The following is a 17,419-nucleotide window of genomic DNA, read 5'->3' as shown; positions in this document are numbered from 1 at the left end:
TCAGGGCTCTCGGAGGACGCTGAAGATCAGCGGATGGTCAACATGCAGATGGGACAGGCGGGGCTTGGCGCCGCGCTTCCACGCAGACTGGAAGCACTCGCCCAGCTGGATGCGCAGGCCGCGCATCGCGCCTGGGTGCGCCAAGACGGCGCGGTAGTAGCGTTCAAGGCGCTGGTCGGCGGTGATTGGGGCGGTGTCCGGCAGCAGCACTGCGTCGAGTCCCCGGCCCAGGAGGCGAAGGTGGCTGCTCATCCGCGCACCAGCCGTTCGCGCCGCGGCACGACCTTCTCCGATTCCTCAACCAGCGCGCGGGCGACGTCCGCCGGCGCATGCCACACCCGATAGGGGTGATAGGTCGGCTTCTTCGCGCGCTGCATGGCGGCCACTTGGTCGGGGGTAGGGTCGGGGACGGGGCGGCTCATGGCGTTGCCCTGTTGTGGACGATCCACAGGAGGTCGGAGAACTCCCGCGGCGGATTCGGCATGGCACGCACTGCGGCGTGCGCTGCGTCAATCACCTGGTCGAACGAGCGTCCGCAGGCGCTTCGCTCGCTTGTCGAATCACGTAACAGGCTGAGCAGGTGAGCCTTGCCGCTGGCACCAAGGCTCTCGACCAGTTCCTCAAGGTCGATGTCGACCTCGACGTTCATGCTTACCTGGTGCACGCGTCACCTCCGACGTGCTGCACGAAGCGGTAACCGATGCCCCGGACAGTCTTGATCGTGCTCACCACGCCTGCCGCAGCCAGCTTGTCGCGGGCGCGGGAAATCAGGACCTCGACCACGTTGGATGCGGGTTCGCTGCTGCGTCCGGCATAGAGGGCGGTGTGCAGGGCTTCGCGGGTCACCACGGCGCCAGCCGTGTTCACCAGCATGCCCACCAGCACCAGTTCGCCGGCTGTGAGGGGGATCAGCTTTCCGTCGACGATCAGCGCGCGCCCATCCGGCTTCACCGTCAGCCCGGGGTCGGTGGAAACGGTGGCCTCGGTCACGGGCGCACCTCGACGAAGGCCAGACCATAGATGACGCACTGCGCCCGGGCCGCCACTGGGGAGGTGGCTTCCGCCGACAGGGGGACGACGGTATTGGCCCGGGCGCAGGCGTCGGGGGAAACGGCGTAGGAGCCGCTGGACACTGCATCCACCGCGTCCAGGGCGAGCTGCCACCGGGCGGGTTCGAAGTCTGTCGTGAGGGCGACGCCGACGCCGGCGGCGCAGTCCGGTACGCGCCCTTCCAAGGTGAAGCCGTTGAGGGTGGCCTGGGCAACGATGGCGCGCAGGCCCCAGTCGTTTTCCTGGGCGAGTTCGTACACCGAGAGAGCGGCGCAGATTCGCGGGCTGGTGACGACTAGGTTGCCGGGGGGAGCAGCGTCCCGCGTACTCACGGCGATTGCGGTTGTAGTGAGGCGCGCGGCAATGGCTAACACCATGCACAAGGTGCATAGCAATAGTCCCCGCCAAGCGAACTTATTAAATTTGGGCCTGACCTGCATAGCTCTCTCCGGAGCCCGAACCGTCGGGCACGGAGAGAGTGTTACCTATGGGTATCCTTAACGTCAATACCCATGGGTAATTAATTTACAGCCGCTACAGGCTCTATCAATCCGTAAGCTCCACTTCCGTTCGATAGGAAGCAAGATCCTGCTTGAAGGTCTGGACCATGGGAGACCGCTCCACATCTCTGGAGCCCACACCCCGCAGCAGAAATTCGCTGTAAGGTCCCCAAGACGTGTAGACCTTCTTTGCAGCGTCGCGCAGCGCGGCGTGACTTTGATCTGAAGGGATGTCTTTGAGGGCCGCAAGCAACTTCTCGCGACCATCCGAAAGGCAACTGGATAGCTCCTGTCCGTAGCCGCTAGCTTTGGGAGAGTTGTACTCATTGGCAACGCTGAGCGTCCCGGACGTCAGCTCGCAATGGAAGCTTGACGACTGAGCCGCACGATAGAACGCATCGTCTTTTGGTGCTCGAGCTTCAGCCCCAATTCCTACGGACAACACTGCAAAAAAGATGATGGATCGCTTCATAAACGTCACTCGCAGTTGGCCATTCCTGGCATGAACACGTGTCGACAAGAGCCTGGCCTTAGATGCTAGAAGCGTCTAAAGCCGGCATGCACAAGCGCCTTTCCTCGAATCTTGAGATCCTCAACATCGCAGCGCCACTCCTTGAATTCGGGGTTTGCGCTGACGACATACATCCCGTCGATGCGCTTCTGCAGCATCTTGATCTGTGTTTCACCGTTGTAGCTGATCAGGTAGTAGTCATCTCCGTCGAAGTAGTCACATGCTGTGTCGATCCAGACGATGTCGCCATCTTCGATCTTTGGTCGCATTGAAGGGCCTCGCCCAGTGATGATCTGGATACGACCTTCTCGAGGCAAGAAGCCAAGCTTGCGCCTGACTTCCCATTCGGCGACCTCCATCACCTGCATGACCTCCGGATAGTCCTGGTTGACCACCCCAATCCCCATACCAGCAGCACCTTCCAATAGTTGAAAGCGAACATAACCGGGAGGCGTCGCATTCGATGAGAAGGACGAAGCAACAAGGAGCTCACTAAAGTGATCGGGAAACGCATCACCTAGTTGCGCAAGGACGTCTTCGCCAATTCGCTTTCGGCCCGCCTTCTCGGGCCCGTACAACATTCGAGAAACGTAGCTCGCATCTTTGCCAATGCGGCCTGCCACGGCGGCTATGCCACCGCGACCAAGGCCATCCACTAGTTCTTTTAGGGCAGCGCGCCGCGCTTCGTACTTATCCATACCCATATTCGACGATTCCGTTACCTGCAAGTAAATTGCCTACAGGTATTGAAATGAACGTTACCTGCGGGTATTGTTCCTGCCCATGGACACTCTTCGAACCTACTTGGGCACTTTGACCCCGGATGAACAGGCTGCTTACGCAGTCCGGGCCGGCACCACCATCGGCTACCTGCGCAAGGCATTGAGCAAGAAGCAGCGCTTCGACGGGGCGCTGGCCCGGCGTCTGGACGAAAGCAGCTCCGGCGTCGTGTCGCGGAACGAGTTGCGGCCGGACATTTTTGGGGACCCGGTAGAGCCCGACCCTGATTCGGACCGGATTGTCCCGGTCGAGACCTGCTGATGAAACCGCTGCTCGCGCGGCCTTCCCGCGCCGGCCACGAGGCCAGCGCGCGGCGCCGCCCGGGCAGCGCCACTGCCTTGAGTTCCTCTGACATCCCAGTCACCTGTCTTCCTATCCATGGCCGACAGCTTGCATCGCCTCCCGAGGTGCGTAAATGAAGCCGGAACCTCAGTTCCAAGAACCGCGGTCGTCGGTGGTGTTCCGATACACCACCGAGAGCATCCGAAACAGCCACCACACCGATGCCAGCTTCGCCCAGGCGGTGGCAGATCAGTACATGGCCACCGTTGCCCCGAATGAGCGCGTTATCGCGTTTCACGCGGGCACCTGCGTCGACTCCATCGAGAAGGCCCAGAAGGCGAACGCGCAGCTGATCGCGCGGTTCCGCACCGGCACGGTGAAACTGCCTGTCGACCTGGAAGAAGCATGGATTCAGGCGCTGCCGCAGCCGTGGAGCGACGACTGCGCCCGTGAGCTGGCCCAGCGGTATGGGTTCCTAGGCGCACGTGCGCCGCAGATGGAAGCGCAGGCCGGTGTGCTCGGCGTGGCCCGGATGTCCGTCGAATTCGGGCATACCCTCCAGGCGCTGTCCAACGTCCTCGAGGATGGGAAGGTGTGCCCGCAGGACATCCCGGAGTTGCGCAAGGCGAGGCGGGAACTGGCCGATCTTCTGGCCGAGGTGCAGACCATGGCCTGCTACGTCGATGGCCACCTGCAGCAAATGCAGCCGATGCGGGTCGTCTCCGGGAGCGCACGATGAGCGCGCACGCGATCGAGCAGACGCTTCAGGTCATGCGCGCGCTGGAGCGAGACGGAATCGCACTGAGCGAGGCTCGCAACGTGCTGCAGGTGCTGCCCTATGCCGATGTGGTGATCTGGGCGAGGTCGCATGCCGGCCCGATCACTGTCGAGGCGCTGCGCAAGCGCTTTCCGGTGTCCAAGGCGACTGGCTACCGCTGGTATCGAATGCTGGTGGCCGAGCATCAGGAAGCTGCGCCCAGGCCGGGCGATCGACCGCTCCAGTTCGATTTGCCGGCCGTTGGCCGTGCGAGGGCAGGGGACGTGGCGGGAGGCGTTGAGCCGTGAGCCTGATGTCTTCCTTGGGGACGCGCCTCACTGATGCGTGCCCCGCATCCTTCAGTGAGAGCGATGTGGTCGGCGTCGCCGCGGCACCGCCGCGCGCGCACCGCCCACAGCATGCGCTGGTCGGGTATACGCAGACCCGGATCGTGATGATATTCACCCGGTGGGCGGTGGAGCTGGATCAGTTCCCGTCCGTTGAACAGATCATCAGCCGTTTCCGAGTGAGCCGAGCTACGGCCTTTCGCTGGCGGAGTGCGCTCGCCGAGACATATGGGCTCGACCTGGCGGCGTTGTCGAGCGAGCAGCGCGCATGAGTTTTGATGCTTTCGCATGGGCGGCGCGCCAGCGCGTATCCAGCACCCAGAAGCTCGTCCTGCTCATGCTGGCCGAGCGGCACAACAAGGACACAGGGCAGTGCAGGCCAAGCCACGACAAACTGGCAGAAGACTGTGGGCTGACACGTCGGTCGGTGATCGACCAAATCAGCCGCCTGGCTGAAGCTGGATACATCACCGTTCTATCGCGGGCGAACGGGAACGTGCGACTGCCGAATCAGTACCTGCTGAACTTCCACGTTGGCATCCAAGCCGAGCCGAAGGCACCTGCGGATGACCCGTATTTGGTGGTGAATCAGGTTCACCAGGGTGGTGAACCAAATGCACGGGGGGTAGTGAACGACGTTCCGAAGGTAGTGAACGACGTTCACGGGGGTAGTGAATCAGGTGCACAGGAACCAGGAATACAACCAGTAATAGAACCAAAGAAGCAAAGGAAACGCGCGAGCGCGCCCAGCGCGCAGCCGCCCGATCTCGATTTCTCGTCCTGGCCTAACCCGCCGTCCTCCCAGGTGCTGGCCGATTGGCTGCAGCTGCGACGCCAGCGCCGCGCACCGGTTACACCGACGGTGCTCGAGAGTTTCGGCGCTGAACTCCACCAAGCCAAGGCGATGGGCTTCTCCGTCGACGACTGCCTCAAGAAATGCTGCAACCGCAACTGGCAAGGCTTCGAAGCCGCGTGGCTCGAGCGTGATGCACCCAACCAATCTCGTACCCACGGAGGAACCCATGCAGCCGATCACAACCTCTCTCCCGGCGAAAAGGTCCGAGCTTCGATCGCAAGGCGCCGCGATGCACGCAGCGCCGGCGCAGCCGGGCCCCTGTTCGATGGAGCTGATTGAAGGGCTGTGGGTGGCGCTCGCAGACGTGTATGGCGCGCGGTTCACCCGTGACTTCGGCGTTGATCCATCGAAGGGCGCCGGCACCACCTGGGCTCGCGGCCTCGCCGGGTTGAACCAGGAGCAGATCGTTGCCGGCATCGAGGCATGCGTTGCCGGTGCTGATGGCTGGCCGCCGTCGCTGCCGACGTTCCGCGCGCGCTGCCTGGGCATCCCGTCACTGGCACAGGTAAAGCTCGAGCTGAGGTTGAATGGCGAGCGTAGCGGATTCACCGTGCTGGTCTGGCAGTACATCGACACCCACCGCCTGGAGACGAGCAGCGCCGAGCAGGGCGATCACTTGCTGCGCGAAACCTACGAGTTCGTGCGTCAGGGCGTGATGGCTGGCCAGCTGACCGTGCCGCCTCCTGCGTTGAGGCTGGCGGCCGAGAAGACCGACCCGCTGCCGCCGAAGGAAAAGCTGGCAAAGCCGGAGACCGTCGCCGAAGCCGCCAGCGCAATCGACGCAATGTTCGGTCGCCACCGTCCTGCCGCCCCCGATACCGACAGCAGGCCGGCGACCGGCAAGATGGCCGCCGCAGGGAGCGACGCATGATCACTCCCGACGCGCTTCGCCAGTACCACCGCGCCTTGGCACGCTACTGCCTCGCTGTTGCCGGCGAATGCACGGCGCCGGAGCTGCTGGAGCAGATGGGCATGGTGGCGCTCGATGCCGGCCATCCGCGCGAGGCCTTGATCGCATCCACAGCGGCCGTTGCCGGGCTGCTGCGCGAACTGGATGGTCTGGGCCACGTTGAACGGCGGAACAATAAGCACAGCCCTCGGGACGGCCGTGGTGTACCGGTGTGGGCAGCGCGCGGCGAGCTCGTCGTGATGGTGCCCCGGTCGCCGGCTGCGCACCTCGCCAACAGCGGCACGACCGATCAGGCCGCGCCATCGCCGTTCAAGACCCTATCCCTGGACCAGCGCCTGGCTTTCATGCAGATCGAGCTGGAGACGTGGATCAGTGAGCGAGAGCGCGAGCACGCTGCGGCGATGGAGAAGGCGCGGCAAGAGTGGGACGCCCTCCGGGACCGCATGAAGCGGGTGCTGCAGGTAGTGGAGCCGCGCCCATGAAGAAGGGAGCGCGTGCGCTGCGCTACTCCAGCACCGCCGACATGCCCGAGGGCATGCGCAAGCTTCTGGGCAAGGGGGGAAGTGCCGCCGGCGCGGATTCGACTACGGCAGCGCGCGCCTACCGGCCTGTGGGCGGCGCCGCGGGTGATGCAGGCGCTGCTGGCGGCAAGGTCGCGCGTGGCCGGCCACGCCACGTAGCGGGCGAAATGAACAAAACCGAGGCGGCCTACGGCCAAGAGCTGGATCGCCGCCTGCACGCTGGTGAGATTCAGTGGTATCGGTTCGAGTCGGTGAAGCTGAAATTGGCGAGCAACACGCACCTGACCATCGACTTCTTCGTAATGACCGCCGCCGGCGAGCTGGAGGCCCACGAGGTAAAGGGCTACTGGGAGGAAGACGCTCGGGTCAAGGTAAAGGTCGCTGCGGCGATGTACCCGTTCCGATTCTTGGCAGTCCAGAAGGACGGCAGCGGCTGGAAAGTGGAGCACTTCGCATGAATCTGAATGTCGCAAACACCGCGGTACGCCGCGACGCCGACGGGCGATTTTCCCTCAACGATCTGCACCAGGCGGCAGGCGGTCTGAAGAAGCACGGTCCCAGCTACTGGCTGGCGACGCAGTCGGCCGGTGAACTGGTGGCGGAACTTCGATCTACCGGGATTCCGGTAGTTACCTTGGAGGGGCGCGGCGGCGGGACCTTCGTTGCCCGCGAGCTGGTGTACGCGTACGCGATGTGGATCAGCCCGGCCTTTCACCTGAAGGTCATCCGAGCATACGACCAACTGGTGATGGCGCCGCCGGTGACCTCGATGGCTGCCCTCGCTGACCCCGCGACGCTGCGCGGCCTGCTGCTGGACTATGCGGGACGTGTTGAGGCGCTCGAGGCGGAAGTGCTGATTCAGCAGCCCAAGGTGCATGCGCTGGAGCGGCTGGCGGACGCGGAAGGGACCTTCAACGTCACCGAGGCCGCCAAGCTGCTGCAGGTGCCACCCCGACGCCTGTTCGACTGGATGCAACAGCACGCGTGGGTCTATCGCCGGGCAGGTGGGCGCGCCTGGCTGGCATACCAGCCGCGCATCCAGTCTGGCGTGCTCAAGCACAAGGCCACGGTGATCCGGCTCGAGGATGGCACCGAGCGAATCAGCGACCAGGTGCTGGTGACCGCAAAAGGCCTGGCACGGCTGGCGGACCTGTTGAGCCGGCACCATCTCGCATGGGGAAACCGTGATCACCTCCAGGCCATGGCCAGCAGCAGCGCGCGCTCGGTGGAGGTGGTGCGTTGAGTCCGATCGATCTTTCCGGCGTCTCAACCGACGACCTGCTGGACGAAGTGGCGCGACGCTGTGGCACGGCTCGTCGCGGGCCGCCTGCTACCGGCGGTGCGCGCGGCGCGACGAAGAAGCGGACCAAGCAGGAATGGGCCCTCGCCATGGCGGAAGAAGCGCGTCAGCGCTACCACGACACCAGCGATCCGTCGGTGCGCGCGCGCGAGATTCAGGAAATCGGCAAGTTCGAGAAGCTGGCTACGCGCTACAAGGCAAGGGGCGAATGACGGCGAAGCACTGCACAGCAGCTACGGCCCCGGCACCGGTAACAAACAACGACAGCAACTTGGAGAACTCCCGATGATTCCAACCTTCGCCAGCCTGGACGAGGCATCCCATCACCTATACCTGGCCGACGAGGCCGGCCCAATCCTTTGCGTGGTCGACGGCTCGACTTGGAAGGTTTGGCGCGACGGCTCTTCGCTGCTGGTACCCGAGACGGTGGCAGCGTGACCGCGCCCCCCGCCCCTGAACCCTCGACTGTCCCTGGCTGTGCCAACTGCGGCGGCATCGCCAAGCTGCAGGCCAACCGCGCCCGCACGCGCATCTGGATCGGCTGTACGGCATGCCCGGCAAACACCGGCTGGTTCGATGGTGACGACGCCCCACAGCGCGCGCTGTCCGCATGGGTACGGTTGCCCCCATTGGTTCCGGCACTGCCATCGACCGTGCGGCCGGCAGCGCCCGGGGTTGCGGCCGCTCGCGATAGTGTGGATGGCCGCGATGCGCTGGAACTACTGGCGCGCATGCTGGTGTCGGGTGGATACCGGGTCCCCACCGAGGGGCGCAGCACGCTCCCCACGTTGAGCAGCGCCGACATCGCCGCTGCTGTTGGGCTGATGCGGGACAGGGTAGCGAAGGACACCGTTGTGGCCGTGGCCACCCGTGCGGACGGTGCAGCGCTGGCGCGCCTGTCGTGGCCGGTCTACCGGCGGGTCGCTCGCGCGCTGCGCCAAGATCCGATGATGACGCTCAGGCACGACGAGCCCGCTGACCGCTGGCGCGTGCGCCTTGTGATCCACGACGCAGTGCGAGACCTCGTGTGGCCGGAACGGAGGGTAGCTGCGAGCTCGGCCGCGAAGGCGGCGCGCATGCGTAAAGTCGACTACCTGCGTGTGCATCGACTGGCTTACAGCACGCTGTTAGAAGCATTGGAGAAGGGGCGTAGAGAATTCCGCAATAAGCTCTTCTCCAGGTAGCCAACCACACTCTTAGGACTCTGCGTTCATCCCAGTTGTCAGTGAAAGGTCGCCCCATTAAGATCAAGCTGAATGCAGTAAAGCTGAAAATACTGGGCGCGCATTCAGTCTAGTGCGAGTTATGGACGCGACTCAATTCACTCTGGGGTATTACAGCTATGGTCGACGAGGGCGAGAAAGAGGATCAAGACCGAGCATACAATGAGAGGCTACAGCGTCGACTGCAAATTCTGAAGAAGCAGTTGGATGGTGGCAAGGTCCAGATCGCTGAAGGGCTCGATGTCATCGAGAGCATAAAGCGTGTTCGCTTCAATGCTGACGGGACTGCTGATCTATCGACAGTCGATTCGATGGTGCGATCAATGGCTATCGCAGTCGAGGCCATGCATGATCGGGAAGAGGCGAAGAGCTCCGCGTCGCTCTCAGAAATTCAGAATCAATATTTCGATTTTTTAGATAGGAACTTTGGCCACTTCTTCAAAATAATGGTAGATCGTGGTCTGACGCCGTACGAGGCTGGGAGTGCTATTTCTAGAAACCCATCCGCAGTCGCCGAATTGCTTCCTAGTATTGAACCGTTTTTGGCGGCGATTGATGAATTTTGGAGTTCTGTAGGTTCGGTTGCAATTGCCCATGTTGAAGACATGCATGAGGTGCTGAAAGGTGTTTATGGAGGCGATCTTTTTCCTTCCTCAGAGGAAAACATTGCTTCCAAATGCTCTCTCTATACCGATACTCTTGTGCTGCCTGATCCATTCTTGCGTACGAGGCATATGTTTGCGCGGTTGGGGGAGGAGAGAAAGACATATTACTTAGTTAAGCATGCGCTTAATTTGCTCCAGTATCGGGAGCTTGCATGTGCTGACGTGAATCCTCCTATTGTTGTGGTTTTGCCTGATATTACGGAATTGGAGGAGCAGGAGAAGCAGTTCTTCTATCAGTTGGGTCAGGAGGACGCGATCGTCCACGGCGCACGAGTTTTTGGAAGAAGATTCTCGAGCTTTGATGAGCTTTTTGAGTTCTGTCAGGAATTGGACACCATCGAGCGCGCGGTTGCCGCCGTAAAAGAACCTGGGCGTGTGCTCTTTGACACTGAGTGGGAAGGAACACTTTCGCAACAGTTGGAGCGTGCGTCGACGACTGAGCCATTCACAACCTTCCTTGATGCAGCCAAGCCTGGAGTAATTTTAGCGTCTCAAGCGCTTGGTCGTATGAGTACCAGCAATGAGTTGTTGGTTAAGGCTCGTCGATTGCGCGGCACCCCAATTATGGATGCGCCTACCTCTTGGCAATATTTAGTTTGGAAGCTCGAGTACGACGCCGGGCACTATGAGGATTCTTCAGGGCTGCGTGACCTACACACAGTACGTGGTTTGCAGACGCTTGCGGCCAATGAGATGCGTTGGCTGGGTAAGGTGCCTCCGCGCGCACTAATTGAGGTGCGCAAGGCGGGTGCACTAGGTGAGGTTCGCTCAATACTAAGCCGTGGGGTTGAGGAACTTGCAGCTGTGAATCCCTCTAACTTCCATAGAACAAGCGATCACGTTTTCGACAACATTCATTCCGCTTTCGCTGAGCACCAAAAGAATGTGAGTGCTTTGACAGCCAAGAATTGGAAATTCGCTGGCAGCGATATTGGCTCCTGGATCGTAGTCGGGTCGTTGGCTGCGACGGCGGCCGCGACTGGCACCGCAGCATGGGGACTTGCGGCGTTTGCGGCTGATCAGCTGCTCAAGGCACCCAAGTTGTTTGAGTTGCCAGCAACATTCAAGAAGTTGGTGAAGGAGAATCAGGAGATCAAGCGCTCACCAGTTGGGCTGCTCTTCAAGTACAGCAAGAATGACTAGTGCGTCTTGGAGAAGATCAGCCATTCATAGACGCCGACAAGGGCTCTGTAGCCACCACCCGACTCCTTTCCGCACATGTTCCGCATGCGGATGATTTTTCCGCATGCGGAACCGCAGTTGCCGCGGGAACCAGGATCGTGCCCTAATCCCTATCGTGGGCGGTCCTGCGGGTTCCGCACAGCATGAAGGCCGTGGGTCGGCGGCACTCGGGAGGTCCACCGGCCTGCGGCCTTCGATTTTTCCTGCGCCCCCCGAGCACGCCCCTGATTACGCGACCTTGTCGTATGCGTCCAGGTGATGCCCGCTCTCCTGAGCCTCCCAGCCCAGCATCGCCAACCCAACCGTCTTCGGAATGGGCCTCTCGCCGCTGCGGTAGTACGCCAGCATGCGGCGGCTGATTCCAAGCGCGTCGGCGGCGGTGTCCAGCGACAGGCCGTGGTGGTGCATCCATGCAACGACCTGTTGATGCGAGTACTCGCCGGTCTGCTCGATTGCCATAGCCCGCAGGTTGTCGCTGGCCAAGGTCAGATCGTCGTCATCGGCGAAGATGACGCCGCGATTCCATTCATCTGGAGCGACGGCGCGGAAGACGCCCGGGTCGGCAAGCCTCGCAAGCGAGGGATGCTTGGCGATCACCTCGCTGAGGTCGACAACGGCATCAAGGCCGTCACCGAACTGCAGGCCGAGGCGACCCGGTGCCAGGGCCGCGACGTTTCGGATCAAAAATTGCGGCTGGTTCATGGGTTCAACTCCTGCCACTTGGCGGTGAGGGTTGGAATGTTCGCCCCGGCCCATGCGAGGGCTTCGGCCAGCTCGCGGGGCTTGATCGAACCGGACAGCACTGAGAGGGTCTCGATGACGATCAAGGCTTCACGGCCATCGCGCATCCTTACGTGGAAGTGCGGCGGCTGGTGATCAGCGGCGTACATCGTGATGGTGCAGTTCTGGAGGCGGCTGATCGTCGGCATGGGCACAGTATAGTGCAACCATTGCACCAGTGCAACCATTGCACTTGATAGAAAGAAAGACAGGGGGCGACCCGATGCTGGCAGGCATCGGGCCGCCACCGCAGACGCGCGTATGAACCGCGTGCCATTGGCCAGGCCCTGCTGCTCTCCGGAGAGCGCGGCAAGTGTGGCCGAACGCAGTTTCATAGGCTGAGAATTGAAGACGAGAACCATGTTTCCATGGCCTGGTGGAAAGACCAGGCTTGCGGCGCACTTATTGCCGCTGATCCACGCCCAACCCCATACCTGCTATGTCGAGGCCTTCGCGGGCAGCGCGGCCATCCTGTTCCAGCGCGAGCCGGCCAAGGTGGAGGTGCTCAACGACACCCACGGCGAGCTGGTACGGCTGTACCGCGTAGTGGCCAACCACCTTGACGAGTTCGTGCGGCACTTCCGATGGTCGCTGACCAGCCGGGAGATGTTCCGGTGGGCACAGCTGCAGAACGTGGAGATACTGACCGACATCCAGCGCGCCGCGCGGTTCTACTACCTGCAGAAGCTGAGCTTCGGCGGTAGGGTGCAGGGGCAGACGCTTGGGGTAGGGCCGACATCCACAAAGCGGATCAATCTGCTTCGGCTGGAGCAAGACCTGAGTGACGCCCACCTGCGGTTGCAGGGTGTGGTGGTCGAGCAGCTGCCATGGCAGCGGTGCATCGAAAAATACGACCGGGCCGAGACCGTGTTCCTTTTGGACCCGCCGTACTGGGACACCATGGGTTACGGAGACGACTTCCCCATAGACCAGTACCAGCAGCTGGCCGAGGTGATGGCGGGCCTGAAGGGCAGGGCGATCCTTACCATCAACGACCACCCGGCGATGCGCGCGCTGTTCGATCGCTTTCAGTGCATCAGCGTGCCCATCCGCTACACGGTCGGCGGCGGCGCCGGTTCGGCACGCACCGAACTGATCTACACCACCTGACCGGGCTACGTGCCCGGCATACCTTTTGCCCGCCTCCAGACCGGATCAACCATCGCGCCCAGCCGGCCGCGAGGCGGGCACCTATCCCGGGATCACCATGGCACGCATCACCTCCCAACACGCAGGCGGCACAAACGTCGTCGCATTCCTGGACATGCTGGCCTGGTCCGAGGGGACCAGCACCAGCCCGGCGACGAAGGACGATGGCTACGATGTGATCGTGACCGGTTCGGACCGAAATCCGGAAATTTTCACCGACTACTCCGTGCACCCGTTCTCGCGCGGCCGCAAGTCCAAGGTGATCAACGGCAAGGGCCTGACGTCGAATGCGTCCGGGCGCTACCAGTTCATGCTGAAGGACTATGCGCACTACCGGGCGCAGCTGCAGCTCCCAGATTTCGGTCCTATTTCGCAGGACCGTTGGGCAATCCAGTTGATCCGGGAGCGCCGCGCGCTGCCCCTGATCCAAGCTGGACGAATTCCCGAGGCGATTGCCGCCGTCCGCAATATCTGGGCCAGCCTGCCCGGCGCCGGGTATGGCCAGTTTGAGCACAAGCTCGACAGCCTGCTGGCGGCATACTGCAAGGCCGGCGGCAGGGTTTCGTCATGAATGAGGAATCTATGCCGTGGTGGATGGCCGGGAGCGTAGCGGCGTTCTGGATAGCGAGGGAAACCTGGGGAGCATTGCTGTCCAGGCGCAAGGAGCGGACCGAGACAGATGCAAACGTTGATCTGCTGAACGGGCTGGTGCAGCGGGTGAAGTCGTTGGAAGAATCACAGGCGGCTACTACGCTGCAGCTCGCCGAAGAAATCAAGTTGCGCATGACTGCACAAGAAGAGGCCCACAGGCTGCGGTTGCGAGTCATGTCGTTGGAATCGGCAATGCGCCAAGTCGGTGCAGTTATCCCGCCGGAGGTGACCTAATGGTTCGCCTTTACGCTTTATTTGCAGTGGCTGCATTAGCGCTTTCCTTCTGGGCCGGTTGGGCTTGGCGGGGCGATCAAGCAGCCATTATTGCCGGCACAGCGGAGGTCGCCGACTGGCGGAAAGCCTTGGTCGGAGAGCAGTTAGCGCGATCTGTCGATCATGAGCAAGTTAGAGATGTGCAGCAGGCGGAAGATAGCGCCGACAAGCGAGAGGAAAGGCTCAATGGGGAGTATCAAGAGAGGGTCGCTGCTGCTGTCGCTGGCCGCGATAGCGAGCTTGGCCGGTTGCGTAGCCACTGGGCCAGTTGCGAAACCAACCGCCTGGCCGACGGTGCCGCCGCTTCCGCAGAGGCTGCAGAACAAGACCGACTACGCCGGGTCGGTGCGGCGGGAATTGTACGGTCCTGCGAACTCGCCCAGTCCGAAAGAGATGAAGCCGTAGACCGATACCGGGCGGTCGAAACTGCGATCAACGGCGCGCCGCACCCCTGATCTCCAAGTTGAACATCACTGACGAGCGGGCGCAGAGCTCTCCCTTAGAAGGGTGCCGGTGTCGCCGGCACCCAATGCCGAATCAAGGGCACTCGGCGAGGCTAAGAAGGTTATCAGGCGTGTCTTGATCGGCCGTAGTGCGCAAGTACTTTCTGCCGTTAGACATCTTGACTACAACGATATCCCTTTCGTGGCCATTAACTCGTGTGAAAAACGAATACTCACCCGACTCTATCTCCTTGATCGCCCTATCAAGTGGCCATTTCCAGCGGGTGCCGTCTGGATTGAGACCACCGATGTGGGTTATCCGGTTGTACTTGTCCTGCCTATCATCCTTATTGATACAACTGACTTGGTGACGACTCATGCAACCTCTCCCTGGTGCGCCGGGGACCGTTCCCCAGTCGAATTCACTTTAACTCCACATCTCCACGCCTTCGTTGTGCGGTGCCGCAGCATCTAGCATTGATATCCACAGGATATCCACAGAAGGCTGAGCGGGTGGGGCCCCTGGGTGCTCCCCGGTCGACCGGGGGGAATTCGGACCCCGGTAATTGAGCGTTTTTCGGCCTCTAGGGTGCTCCACCACAGGCCGATGATTTCCGCCGCTTTTCAGGGGAAAAGAGGGCTTTTAGCGACAGACGAGCTGCGCATCGGGTAGGACATGGCCGACATTCGAGACTTCACCCAAGGCTGGTCAGTCGCCCGCCTCGCGGACGAGTTCGGCATGGATCGGCGCACCGCTGCCAAGCGGCTGCGCGAAGCCGGAGTGCCGCCCGCAGCGAAGCGGAATGGCAACGATGTGTACCGTCTGGCTGACGCGGCGCCGGCGCTGGTGCAGGTGCAGGCCGGGGCTGTCGGTGCTGACGGCGTGGTCGACCCGCGCGATCTGCCGCCGATGGAGCGCCGCGCCTTCTACCAATCGGAGAACGAGCGCCTGAAGGTCGAGACGACGACCGGCCAGCTGGTGCCAGCGGCGGAGGTCGAGGCGGATTACGCCGCGCTGGTGAAGAAGGTCGTGCAGTTCTTCGACACGCTGCCGGACGTGCTGGAGCGCAAAGCCGGCCTCAGGCCTGAGCAGGTGGTGAAGGTGCAGGACGAATGCGATCGCGTCCGTCAGTCGATGTTCGAGGCAATCACTGATGACGTACGCGACAGCGCGTGAGGTTCGGTTGGGCGTAGCGGAGATGATCCGGCCGCCCAGGCGCATCAACGTGAGCGAAGGCGCCAAGGCGCTGCACGTCGCCAACGCCAGCGGCGCGGCAGGTGCATGGGACCCGACCGTGTCGCCGTACATGGTCGAGCCGTTGAACATGACCGGCAGCCGTCAGTACGAGGCGGTGGTGTTCGTGGGCCCGGCTCGATCCGGCAAGACGATATCGCTGATCGACGCACGGCTGGCGTACCTGATCACCTGCAACCCGGCCGATACCATGGTCGTGCAGATGTCCAAGGACGCGGCCGAGGACTACAGCAAGACGCGCATCGCCCGCGGCATTGCCGCCAGTCCTGAACTGCGGAAGCGGCTCAGTCCTCGCGCCCACGACGACAACATTCTGCTGAAGTTCTTTCGGTCGGGCATGTCGCTGCGGATGGGGTGGCCCTCGATATCGGTGCTGTCGGGCAAGGACATCCACGACGTCCTGATGACGGACGTGGACAACTACACCGGTGACCTGGGCATTGACGAGTGCTTCGGCCTGGCGCTGAAACGAACGCAGACGTTTATGTCGGCCGGCATGGTGGTCGCTGAGTCCAGCCCGGCCACGGATTACACCGACGGGGCCTGGAAGCCGGCGCACGCTCACCAGGGCCCGCCGGCGGCCGGCATCGCCGCCTTGTACGCACGCGGCGACCGGCGCCGATGGTACTGGCCGTGCCCGGAATGCGGTGAGCGATTCATCGCCGCGCCGGGGTACGAGGGCTTCGCGCTTCCGCCGATGGAAGAGCTGCTCGAGCGGGTTCAGGTCGACGACATCCAGCAGATGGCGCGCCGGTACTCGCTGCTGCACTGCCCGCGGTGCGGTGTTGGTCTGGAACATCGCTGGAAAGACGATATGAACCAGGCCGGCGTGTGGGCAGCCGAAGGCCAGATCGTCTACCCAGACGGCACAGTGGTAGGAGAGGCGCTGGAGACACGCATCGCGAGCTACTGGCTTGGAGGTGTGGCGGCTGCCTACCAGTCGTGGGAATCGCTGATAGAGCGCTACCTGCAGGCGTTGCGCACGTTCGCGACGACAGGCGAGGAGCGCCCGCTCAAGACCACGCACAACGTCGATGGTGCAATCAACTACGTCCCGATGGCGGCGCGCTCTTCCAGCGATCCCAACGAGATGAGCGATCGCGCGGAGGGTTGGCCCGCCAACACCGTACCGGCCGGTGTTCGCTTCCTGATCGCGACGGTCGACGTGCAGGCAAACCGGTTCGTGGTGCTCGTCTTGGGCTACGGCGTAGGCGAGAACGGAGACCTTGAGCGCTGGGTGGTTGACTCCTTCACGCTGCGTACGTCCAAGCGTGAGGACGGATCGGGTGGCTTCTTGCCACTGGACCCGCCCAAGTACCTGGAGGACTGGGAGCGGCTGGTAGAGAAGGTGATCGGCCGCCGATACCCGCTGAACGATGAAACGGGCCGCACCATGCCGGTGCGTGCGGTCGGCATCGACTGGGGCGGCAAATCAGGGACGTCGATTCGCGCGCTGGAATTCTGGCGTTCGTTGAAGGCGCGGCAGCTGCATGCACGGGTCCGGTTGGTGAAGGGCGACGCCAACCGCAGCGGTGCACTGTTCCGCGAAACCTACCCCGATAGCCGCAAACGCAAGGACCGCAAATCCGGGTCTGCCGGTGACGTTCCACAGTTGTTGCTCAACGTCGATCGGCTGAAGGACACCGTTGACGCCAACATCAAGCGGGCAGAACCCGGTCCGGGCTACTACCACTTCCCCGATTGGCTGCCCGAAGCATTCTTCGCGGAACTGACCGCCGAGACGCGGACGCCAAACGGCTGGAAGAACCTGGCTGGACGCCGCAACGAAGCATTCGACCTCACCGGCTACGCCGAAGGTCTTGCCCTTTGGCTCAAGGTCCCGGCCATCCGGTGGGACGCGCCGCCGCTATGGGCGGCGGATTGGGACAACAACCCTGATGTGGTCGTCGGCGATGCCGGCGCGGCCTTTGCGCCGCGCGCGCGCCCGCGTCGCGTCATCCGCAGTAAGTACCTGGGACGCTGA

Annotated in this window: 28 protein-coding genes; 18 read left to right on the top strand and 10 right to left on the bottom strand. The window is 62.4% G+C overall.

Translation table 11 applies throughout. The annotated features are described in order from the left end of the window. The 7 genes from NR101_RS04315 to NR101_RS04285 all read right to left on the bottom strand — a co-directional run bounded on the left by NR101_RS04315 (position 1) and on the right by NR101_RS04285 (position 2,759). Positions 1–252: a hypothetical protein gene (locus tag NR101_RS04315; RefSeq protein ID WP_256775456.1), complete on the bottom strand. Its 252-nt coding sequence runs from the start codon at positions 250–252 to the stop codon at positions 1–3. Further along, positions 249–422, bottom strand: coding sequence for a hypothetical protein (locus NR101_RS04310; RefSeq protein ID WP_256775455.1), 174 nt, complete (start codon positions 420–422; stop codon positions 249–251). Before NR101_RS04310 ends, NR101_RS04315 begins: the two co-directional genes overlap by 4 nt. Further along, the gene (locus NR101_RS04305) at positions 419–649 is read right to left on the bottom strand and encodes a hypothetical protein (protein WP_256775454.1); all 231 of its coding nucleotides are present in this window, start codon (positions 647–649) and stop codon (positions 419–421) included. The genes NR101_RS04310 and NR101_RS04305 overlap by 4 nt, the downstream gene beginning before the upstream one ends. 2 nt (positions 650–651) lie before the next feature. Beyond that, on the bottom strand, positions 652–990 hold the full coding sequence (locus NR101_RS04300; protein WP_256775453.1) for a winged helix-turn-helix domain-containing protein: 339 nt from the start codon (positions 988–990) through the stop codon (positions 652–654). Then, positions 987–1,310 (bottom strand): hypothetical protein, encoded by a 324-nt coding sequence (locus NR101_RS04295; protein WP_256775452.1) that lies wholly within the window; start codon positions 1,308–1,310, stop codon positions 987–989. Before NR101_RS04295 ends, NR101_RS04300 begins: the two co-directional genes overlap by 4 nt. A 286-nt stretch (positions 1,311–1,596) precedes the next feature. Continuing rightward, positions 1,597–2,022 (bottom strand): hypothetical protein, encoded by a 426-nt coding sequence (locus NR101_RS04290; RefSeq protein ID WP_256775451.1) that lies wholly within the window; start codon positions 2,020–2,022, stop codon positions 1,597–1,599. A gap of 65 nt (positions 2,023–2,087) precedes the next feature. Next, positions 2,088–2,759 carry a S24 family peptidase gene (locus tag NR101_RS04285; protein ID WP_256775450.1) on the bottom strand — a complete coding sequence of 224 codons (672 nt, stop codon included), beginning with the start codon at positions 2,757–2,759 and terminating at the stop codon, positions 2,088–2,090. 85 nt (positions 2,760–2,844) lie between these two features. On the opposite strand from NR101_RS04285, the gene NR101_RS04280 reads away from it, so the two are divergent. The 12 genes from NR101_RS04280 (at position 2,845) to NR101_RS04225 (ending at position 10,845) form a co-directional block, all read left to right on the top strand. After that, complete coding sequence (locus NR101_RS04280) at positions 2,845–3,102, top strand: helix-turn-helix domain-containing protein (RefSeq protein ID WP_256775449.1); 258 nt, start codon at positions 2,845–2,847, stop codon at positions 3,100–3,102. Between the two features lie 154 nt (positions 3,103–3,256). Next, complete coding sequence (locus NR101_RS04275; protein ID WP_256775448.1) at positions 3,257–3,862, top strand: hypothetical protein; 606 nt, start codon at positions 3,257–3,259, stop codon at positions 3,860–3,862. Next, positions 3,859–4,188: a hypothetical protein gene (locus NR101_RS04270; RefSeq protein WP_256775447.1), complete on the top strand. Its 330-nt coding sequence runs from the start codon at positions 3,859–3,861 to the stop codon at positions 4,186–4,188. The genes NR101_RS04275 and NR101_RS04270 overlap by 4 nt, the downstream gene beginning before the upstream one ends. After that, positions 4,185–4,499 carry a hypothetical protein gene (locus NR101_RS04265; protein WP_256775446.1) on the top strand — a complete coding sequence of 105 codons (315 nt, stop codon included), beginning with the start codon at positions 4,185–4,187 and terminating at the stop codon, positions 4,497–4,499. The genes NR101_RS04270 and NR101_RS04265 overlap by 4 nt, the downstream gene beginning before the upstream one ends. Next, complete coding sequence (locus tag NR101_RS04260) at positions 4,496–5,362, top strand: helix-turn-helix domain-containing protein (protein ID WP_256775445.1); 867 nt, start codon at positions 4,496–4,498, stop codon at positions 5,360–5,362. Before NR101_RS04265 ends, NR101_RS04260 begins: the two co-directional genes overlap by 4 nt. After that, on the top strand, positions 5,349–5,954 hold the full coding sequence (locus NR101_RS04255) for a hypothetical protein (RefSeq protein ID WP_256775444.1): 606 nt from the start codon (positions 5,349–5,351) through the stop codon (positions 5,952–5,954). Before NR101_RS04260 ends, NR101_RS04255 begins: the two co-directional genes overlap by 14 nt. Beyond that, positions 5,951–6,475 (top strand): hypothetical protein, encoded by a 525-nt coding sequence (locus NR101_RS04250; protein ID WP_256775443.1) that lies wholly within the window; start codon positions 5,951–5,953, stop codon positions 6,473–6,475. Before NR101_RS04255 ends, NR101_RS04250 begins: the two co-directional genes overlap by 4 nt. Beyond that, positions 6,472–6,972, top strand: a complete 501-nt coding sequence (locus NR101_RS04245; protein ID WP_256775442.1) for a hypothetical protein — start codon at positions 6,472–6,474, stop codon at positions 6,970–6,972. Before NR101_RS04250 ends, NR101_RS04245 begins: the two co-directional genes overlap by 4 nt. Then, a complete protein-coding gene (locus tag NR101_RS04240) occupies positions 6,969–7,757 on the top strand; it encodes a phage antirepressor KilAC domain-containing protein (RefSeq protein ID WP_256775441.1) in 789 nt (262 codons plus the stop codon). Before NR101_RS04245 ends, NR101_RS04240 begins: the two co-directional genes overlap by 4 nt. After that, entirely contained in the window at positions 7,754–8,026 is a 273-nt protein-coding gene (locus NR101_RS04235; protein ID WP_256775440.1) for a hypothetical protein, read from the top strand. Before NR101_RS04240 ends, NR101_RS04235 begins: the two co-directional genes overlap by 4 nt. Before the next feature lie 222 nt (positions 8,027–8,248). Beyond that, positions 8,249–8,998, top strand: coding sequence for a hypothetical protein (locus NR101_RS04230; RefSeq protein WP_256775439.1), 750 nt, complete (start codon positions 8,249–8,251; stop codon positions 8,996–8,998). Positions 8,999–9,156: 158 nt separating this feature from the next. Then, the gene (locus tag NR101_RS04225; RefSeq protein WP_256775438.1) at positions 9,157–10,845 is read left to right on the top strand and encodes a hypothetical protein; all 1,689 of its coding nucleotides are present in this window, start codon (positions 9,157–9,159) and stop codon (positions 10,843–10,845) included. Positions 10,846–11,112: 267 nt separating this feature from the next. Here the strand turns inward: NR101_RS04225 and NR101_RS04220 are convergent, their stop codons facing one another. Continuing rightward, entirely contained in the window at positions 11,113–11,586 is a 474-nt protein-coding gene (locus NR101_RS04220) for a DUF2442 domain-containing protein (RefSeq protein WP_256775437.1), read from the bottom strand. After that, positions 11,583–11,999, bottom strand: coding sequence for a DUF4160 domain-containing protein (locus NR101_RS04215; protein ID WP_256775436.1), 417 nt, complete (start codon positions 11,997–11,999; stop codon positions 11,583–11,585). The genes NR101_RS04220 and NR101_RS04215 overlap by 4 nt, the downstream gene beginning before the upstream one ends. Before the next feature lie 25 nt (positions 12,000–12,024). Between NR101_RS04215 and NR101_RS04210 the strand changes: the two genes are divergently transcribed. From NR101_RS04210 to NR101_RS04195, 4 genes are all read left to right on the top strand, one after another. After that, positions 12,025–12,774 (top strand): DNA adenine methylase, encoded by a 750-nt coding sequence (locus NR101_RS04210; protein WP_256775435.1) that lies wholly within the window; start codon positions 12,025–12,027, stop codon positions 12,772–12,774. 97 nt (positions 12,775–12,871) lie between these two features. After that, complete coding sequence (locus tag NR101_RS04205) at positions 12,872–13,384, top strand: glycoside hydrolase family 104 protein (RefSeq protein WP_256775434.1); 513 nt, start codon at positions 12,872–12,874, stop codon at positions 13,382–13,384. Next, entirely contained in the window at positions 13,381–13,698 is a 318-nt protein-coding gene (locus NR101_RS04200) for a hypothetical protein (protein WP_256775433.1), read from the top strand. Before NR101_RS04205 ends, NR101_RS04200 begins: the two co-directional genes overlap by 4 nt. Continuing rightward, positions 13,698–14,192 (top strand): hypothetical protein, encoded by a 495-nt coding sequence (locus tag NR101_RS04195; protein ID WP_256775432.1) that lies wholly within the window; start codon positions 13,698–13,700, stop codon positions 14,190–14,192. The genes NR101_RS04200 and NR101_RS04195 overlap by 1 nt, the downstream gene beginning before the upstream one ends. Positions 14,193–14,274: 82 nt before the next feature. On the opposite strand, the gene NR101_RS04190 is transcribed toward NR101_RS04195, so the two are convergent. After that, positions 14,275–14,559, bottom strand: a complete 285-nt coding sequence (locus tag NR101_RS04190) for a DUF3892 domain-containing protein (RefSeq protein WP_256775431.1) — start codon at positions 14,557–14,559, stop codon at positions 14,275–14,277. A gap of 297 nt (positions 14,560–14,856) precedes the next feature. Between NR101_RS04190 and NR101_RS04185 the strand changes: the two genes are divergently transcribed. Further along, the gene (locus NR101_RS04185; protein WP_256775430.1) at positions 14,857–15,357 is read left to right on the top strand and encodes a DUF1441 family protein; all 501 of its coding nucleotides are present in this window, start codon (positions 14,857–14,859) and stop codon (positions 15,355–15,357) included. Between the two features lie 49 nt (positions 15,358–15,406). Further along, a complete protein-coding gene (locus NR101_RS04180) occupies positions 15,407–17,419 on the top strand; it encodes a terminase gpA endonuclease subunit (RefSeq protein ID WP_256775429.1) in 2,013 nt (670 codons plus the stop codon).

Source organism: Stenotrophomonas sp. Ste86 (assembly GCF_024519465.1).
Taxonomy (GTDB): Bacteria; Pseudomonadota; Gammaproteobacteria; order Xanthomonadales; family Xanthomonadaceae; genus Stenotrophomonas.
Note: the sequence above shows the minus strand (reverse complement) of the source record. Positions and strands in the feature narration are given on the sequence as shown.

Excerpts from the sequence above, each read along its gene's own strand:
- NR101_RS04315 (WP_256775456.1), bottom strand. The coding sequence starts at position 252 with ATGAGCAGCCACCTTCGCCTCCTGGGCCGGGGACTCGACGCAGTGCTG.
- NR101_RS04190 (WP_256775431.1), bottom strand. The coding sequence starts at position 14,559 with ATGAGTCGTCACCAAGTCAGTTGTATCAATAAGGATGATAGGCAGGAC.
- NR101_RS04245 (WP_256775442.1), top strand. The coding sequence starts at position 6,472 with ATGAAGAAGGGAGCGCGTGCGCTGCGCTACTCCAGCACCGCCGACATG.
- NR101_RS04290 (WP_256775451.1), bottom strand. The coding sequence starts at position 2,022 with ATGAAGCGATCCATCATCTTTTTTGCAGTGTTGTCCGTAGGAATTGGG.
- NR101_RS04270 (WP_256775447.1), top strand. The coding sequence starts at position 3,859 with ATGAGCGCGCACGCGATCGAGCAGACGCTTCAGGTCATGCGCGCGCTG.
- NR101_RS04195 (WP_256775432.1), top strand. The coding sequence starts at position 13,698 with ATGGTTCGCCTTTACGCTTTATTTGCAGTGGCTGCATTAGCGCTTTCC.
- NR101_RS04220 (WP_256775437.1), bottom strand. The coding sequence starts at position 11,586 with ATGAACCAGCCGCAATTTTTGATCCGAAACGTCGCGGCCCTGGCACCG.
- NR101_RS04205 (WP_256775434.1), top strand. The coding sequence starts at position 12,872 with ATGGCACGCATCACCTCCCAACACGCAGGCGGCACAAACGTCGTCGCA.
- NR101_RS04260 (WP_256775445.1), top strand. The coding sequence starts at position 4,496 with ATGAGTTTTGATGCTTTCGCATGGGCGGCGCGCCAGCGCGTATCCAGC.
- NR101_RS04285 (WP_256775450.1), bottom strand. The coding sequence starts at position 2,759 with ATGGATAAGTACGAAGCGCGGCGCGCTGCCCTAAAAGAACTAGTGGAT.
- NR101_RS04215 (WP_256775436.1), bottom strand. The coding sequence starts at position 11,999 with ATGAAACTGCGTTCGGCCACACTTGCCGCGCTCTCCGGAGAGCAGCAG.
- NR101_RS04225 (WP_256775438.1), top strand. The coding sequence starts at position 9,157 with ATGGTCGACGAGGGCGAGAAAGAGGATCAAGACCGAGCATACAATGAG.
- NR101_RS04210 (WP_256775435.1), top strand. The coding sequence starts at position 12,025 with ATGTTTCCATGGCCTGGTGGAAAGACCAGGCTTGCGGCGCACTTATTG.
- NR101_RS04250 (WP_256775443.1), top strand. The coding sequence starts at position 5,951 with ATGATCACTCCCGACGCGCTTCGCCAGTACCACCGCGCCTTGGCACGC.
- NR101_RS04310 (WP_256775455.1), bottom strand. The coding sequence starts at position 422 with ATGAGCCGCCCCGTCCCCGACCCTACCCCCGACCAAGTGGCCGCCATG.
- NR101_RS04255 (WP_256775444.1), top strand. The coding sequence starts at position 5,349 with ATGGAGCTGATTGAAGGGCTGTGGGTGGCGCTCGCAGACGTGTATGGC.
- NR101_RS04240 (WP_256775441.1), top strand. The coding sequence starts at position 6,969 with ATGAATCTGAATGTCGCAAACACCGCGGTACGCCGCGACGCCGACGGG.
- NR101_RS04185 (WP_256775430.1), top strand. The coding sequence starts at position 14,857 with ATGGCCGACATTCGAGACTTCACCCAAGGCTGGTCAGTCGCCCGCCTC.
- NR101_RS04275 (WP_256775448.1), top strand. The coding sequence starts at position 3,257 with ATGAAGCCGGAACCTCAGTTCCAAGAACCGCGGTCGTCGGTGGTGTTC.
- NR101_RS04200 (WP_256775433.1), top strand. The coding sequence starts at position 13,381 with ATGAATGAGGAATCTATGCCGTGGTGGATGGCCGGGAGCGTAGCGGCG.
- NR101_RS04305 (WP_256775454.1), bottom strand. The coding sequence starts at position 649 with ATGAACGTCGAGGTCGACATCGACCTTGAGGAACTGGTCGAGAGCCTT.
- NR101_RS04280 (WP_256775449.1), top strand. The coding sequence starts at position 2,845 with ATGGACACTCTTCGAACCTACTTGGGCACTTTGACCCCGGATGAACAG.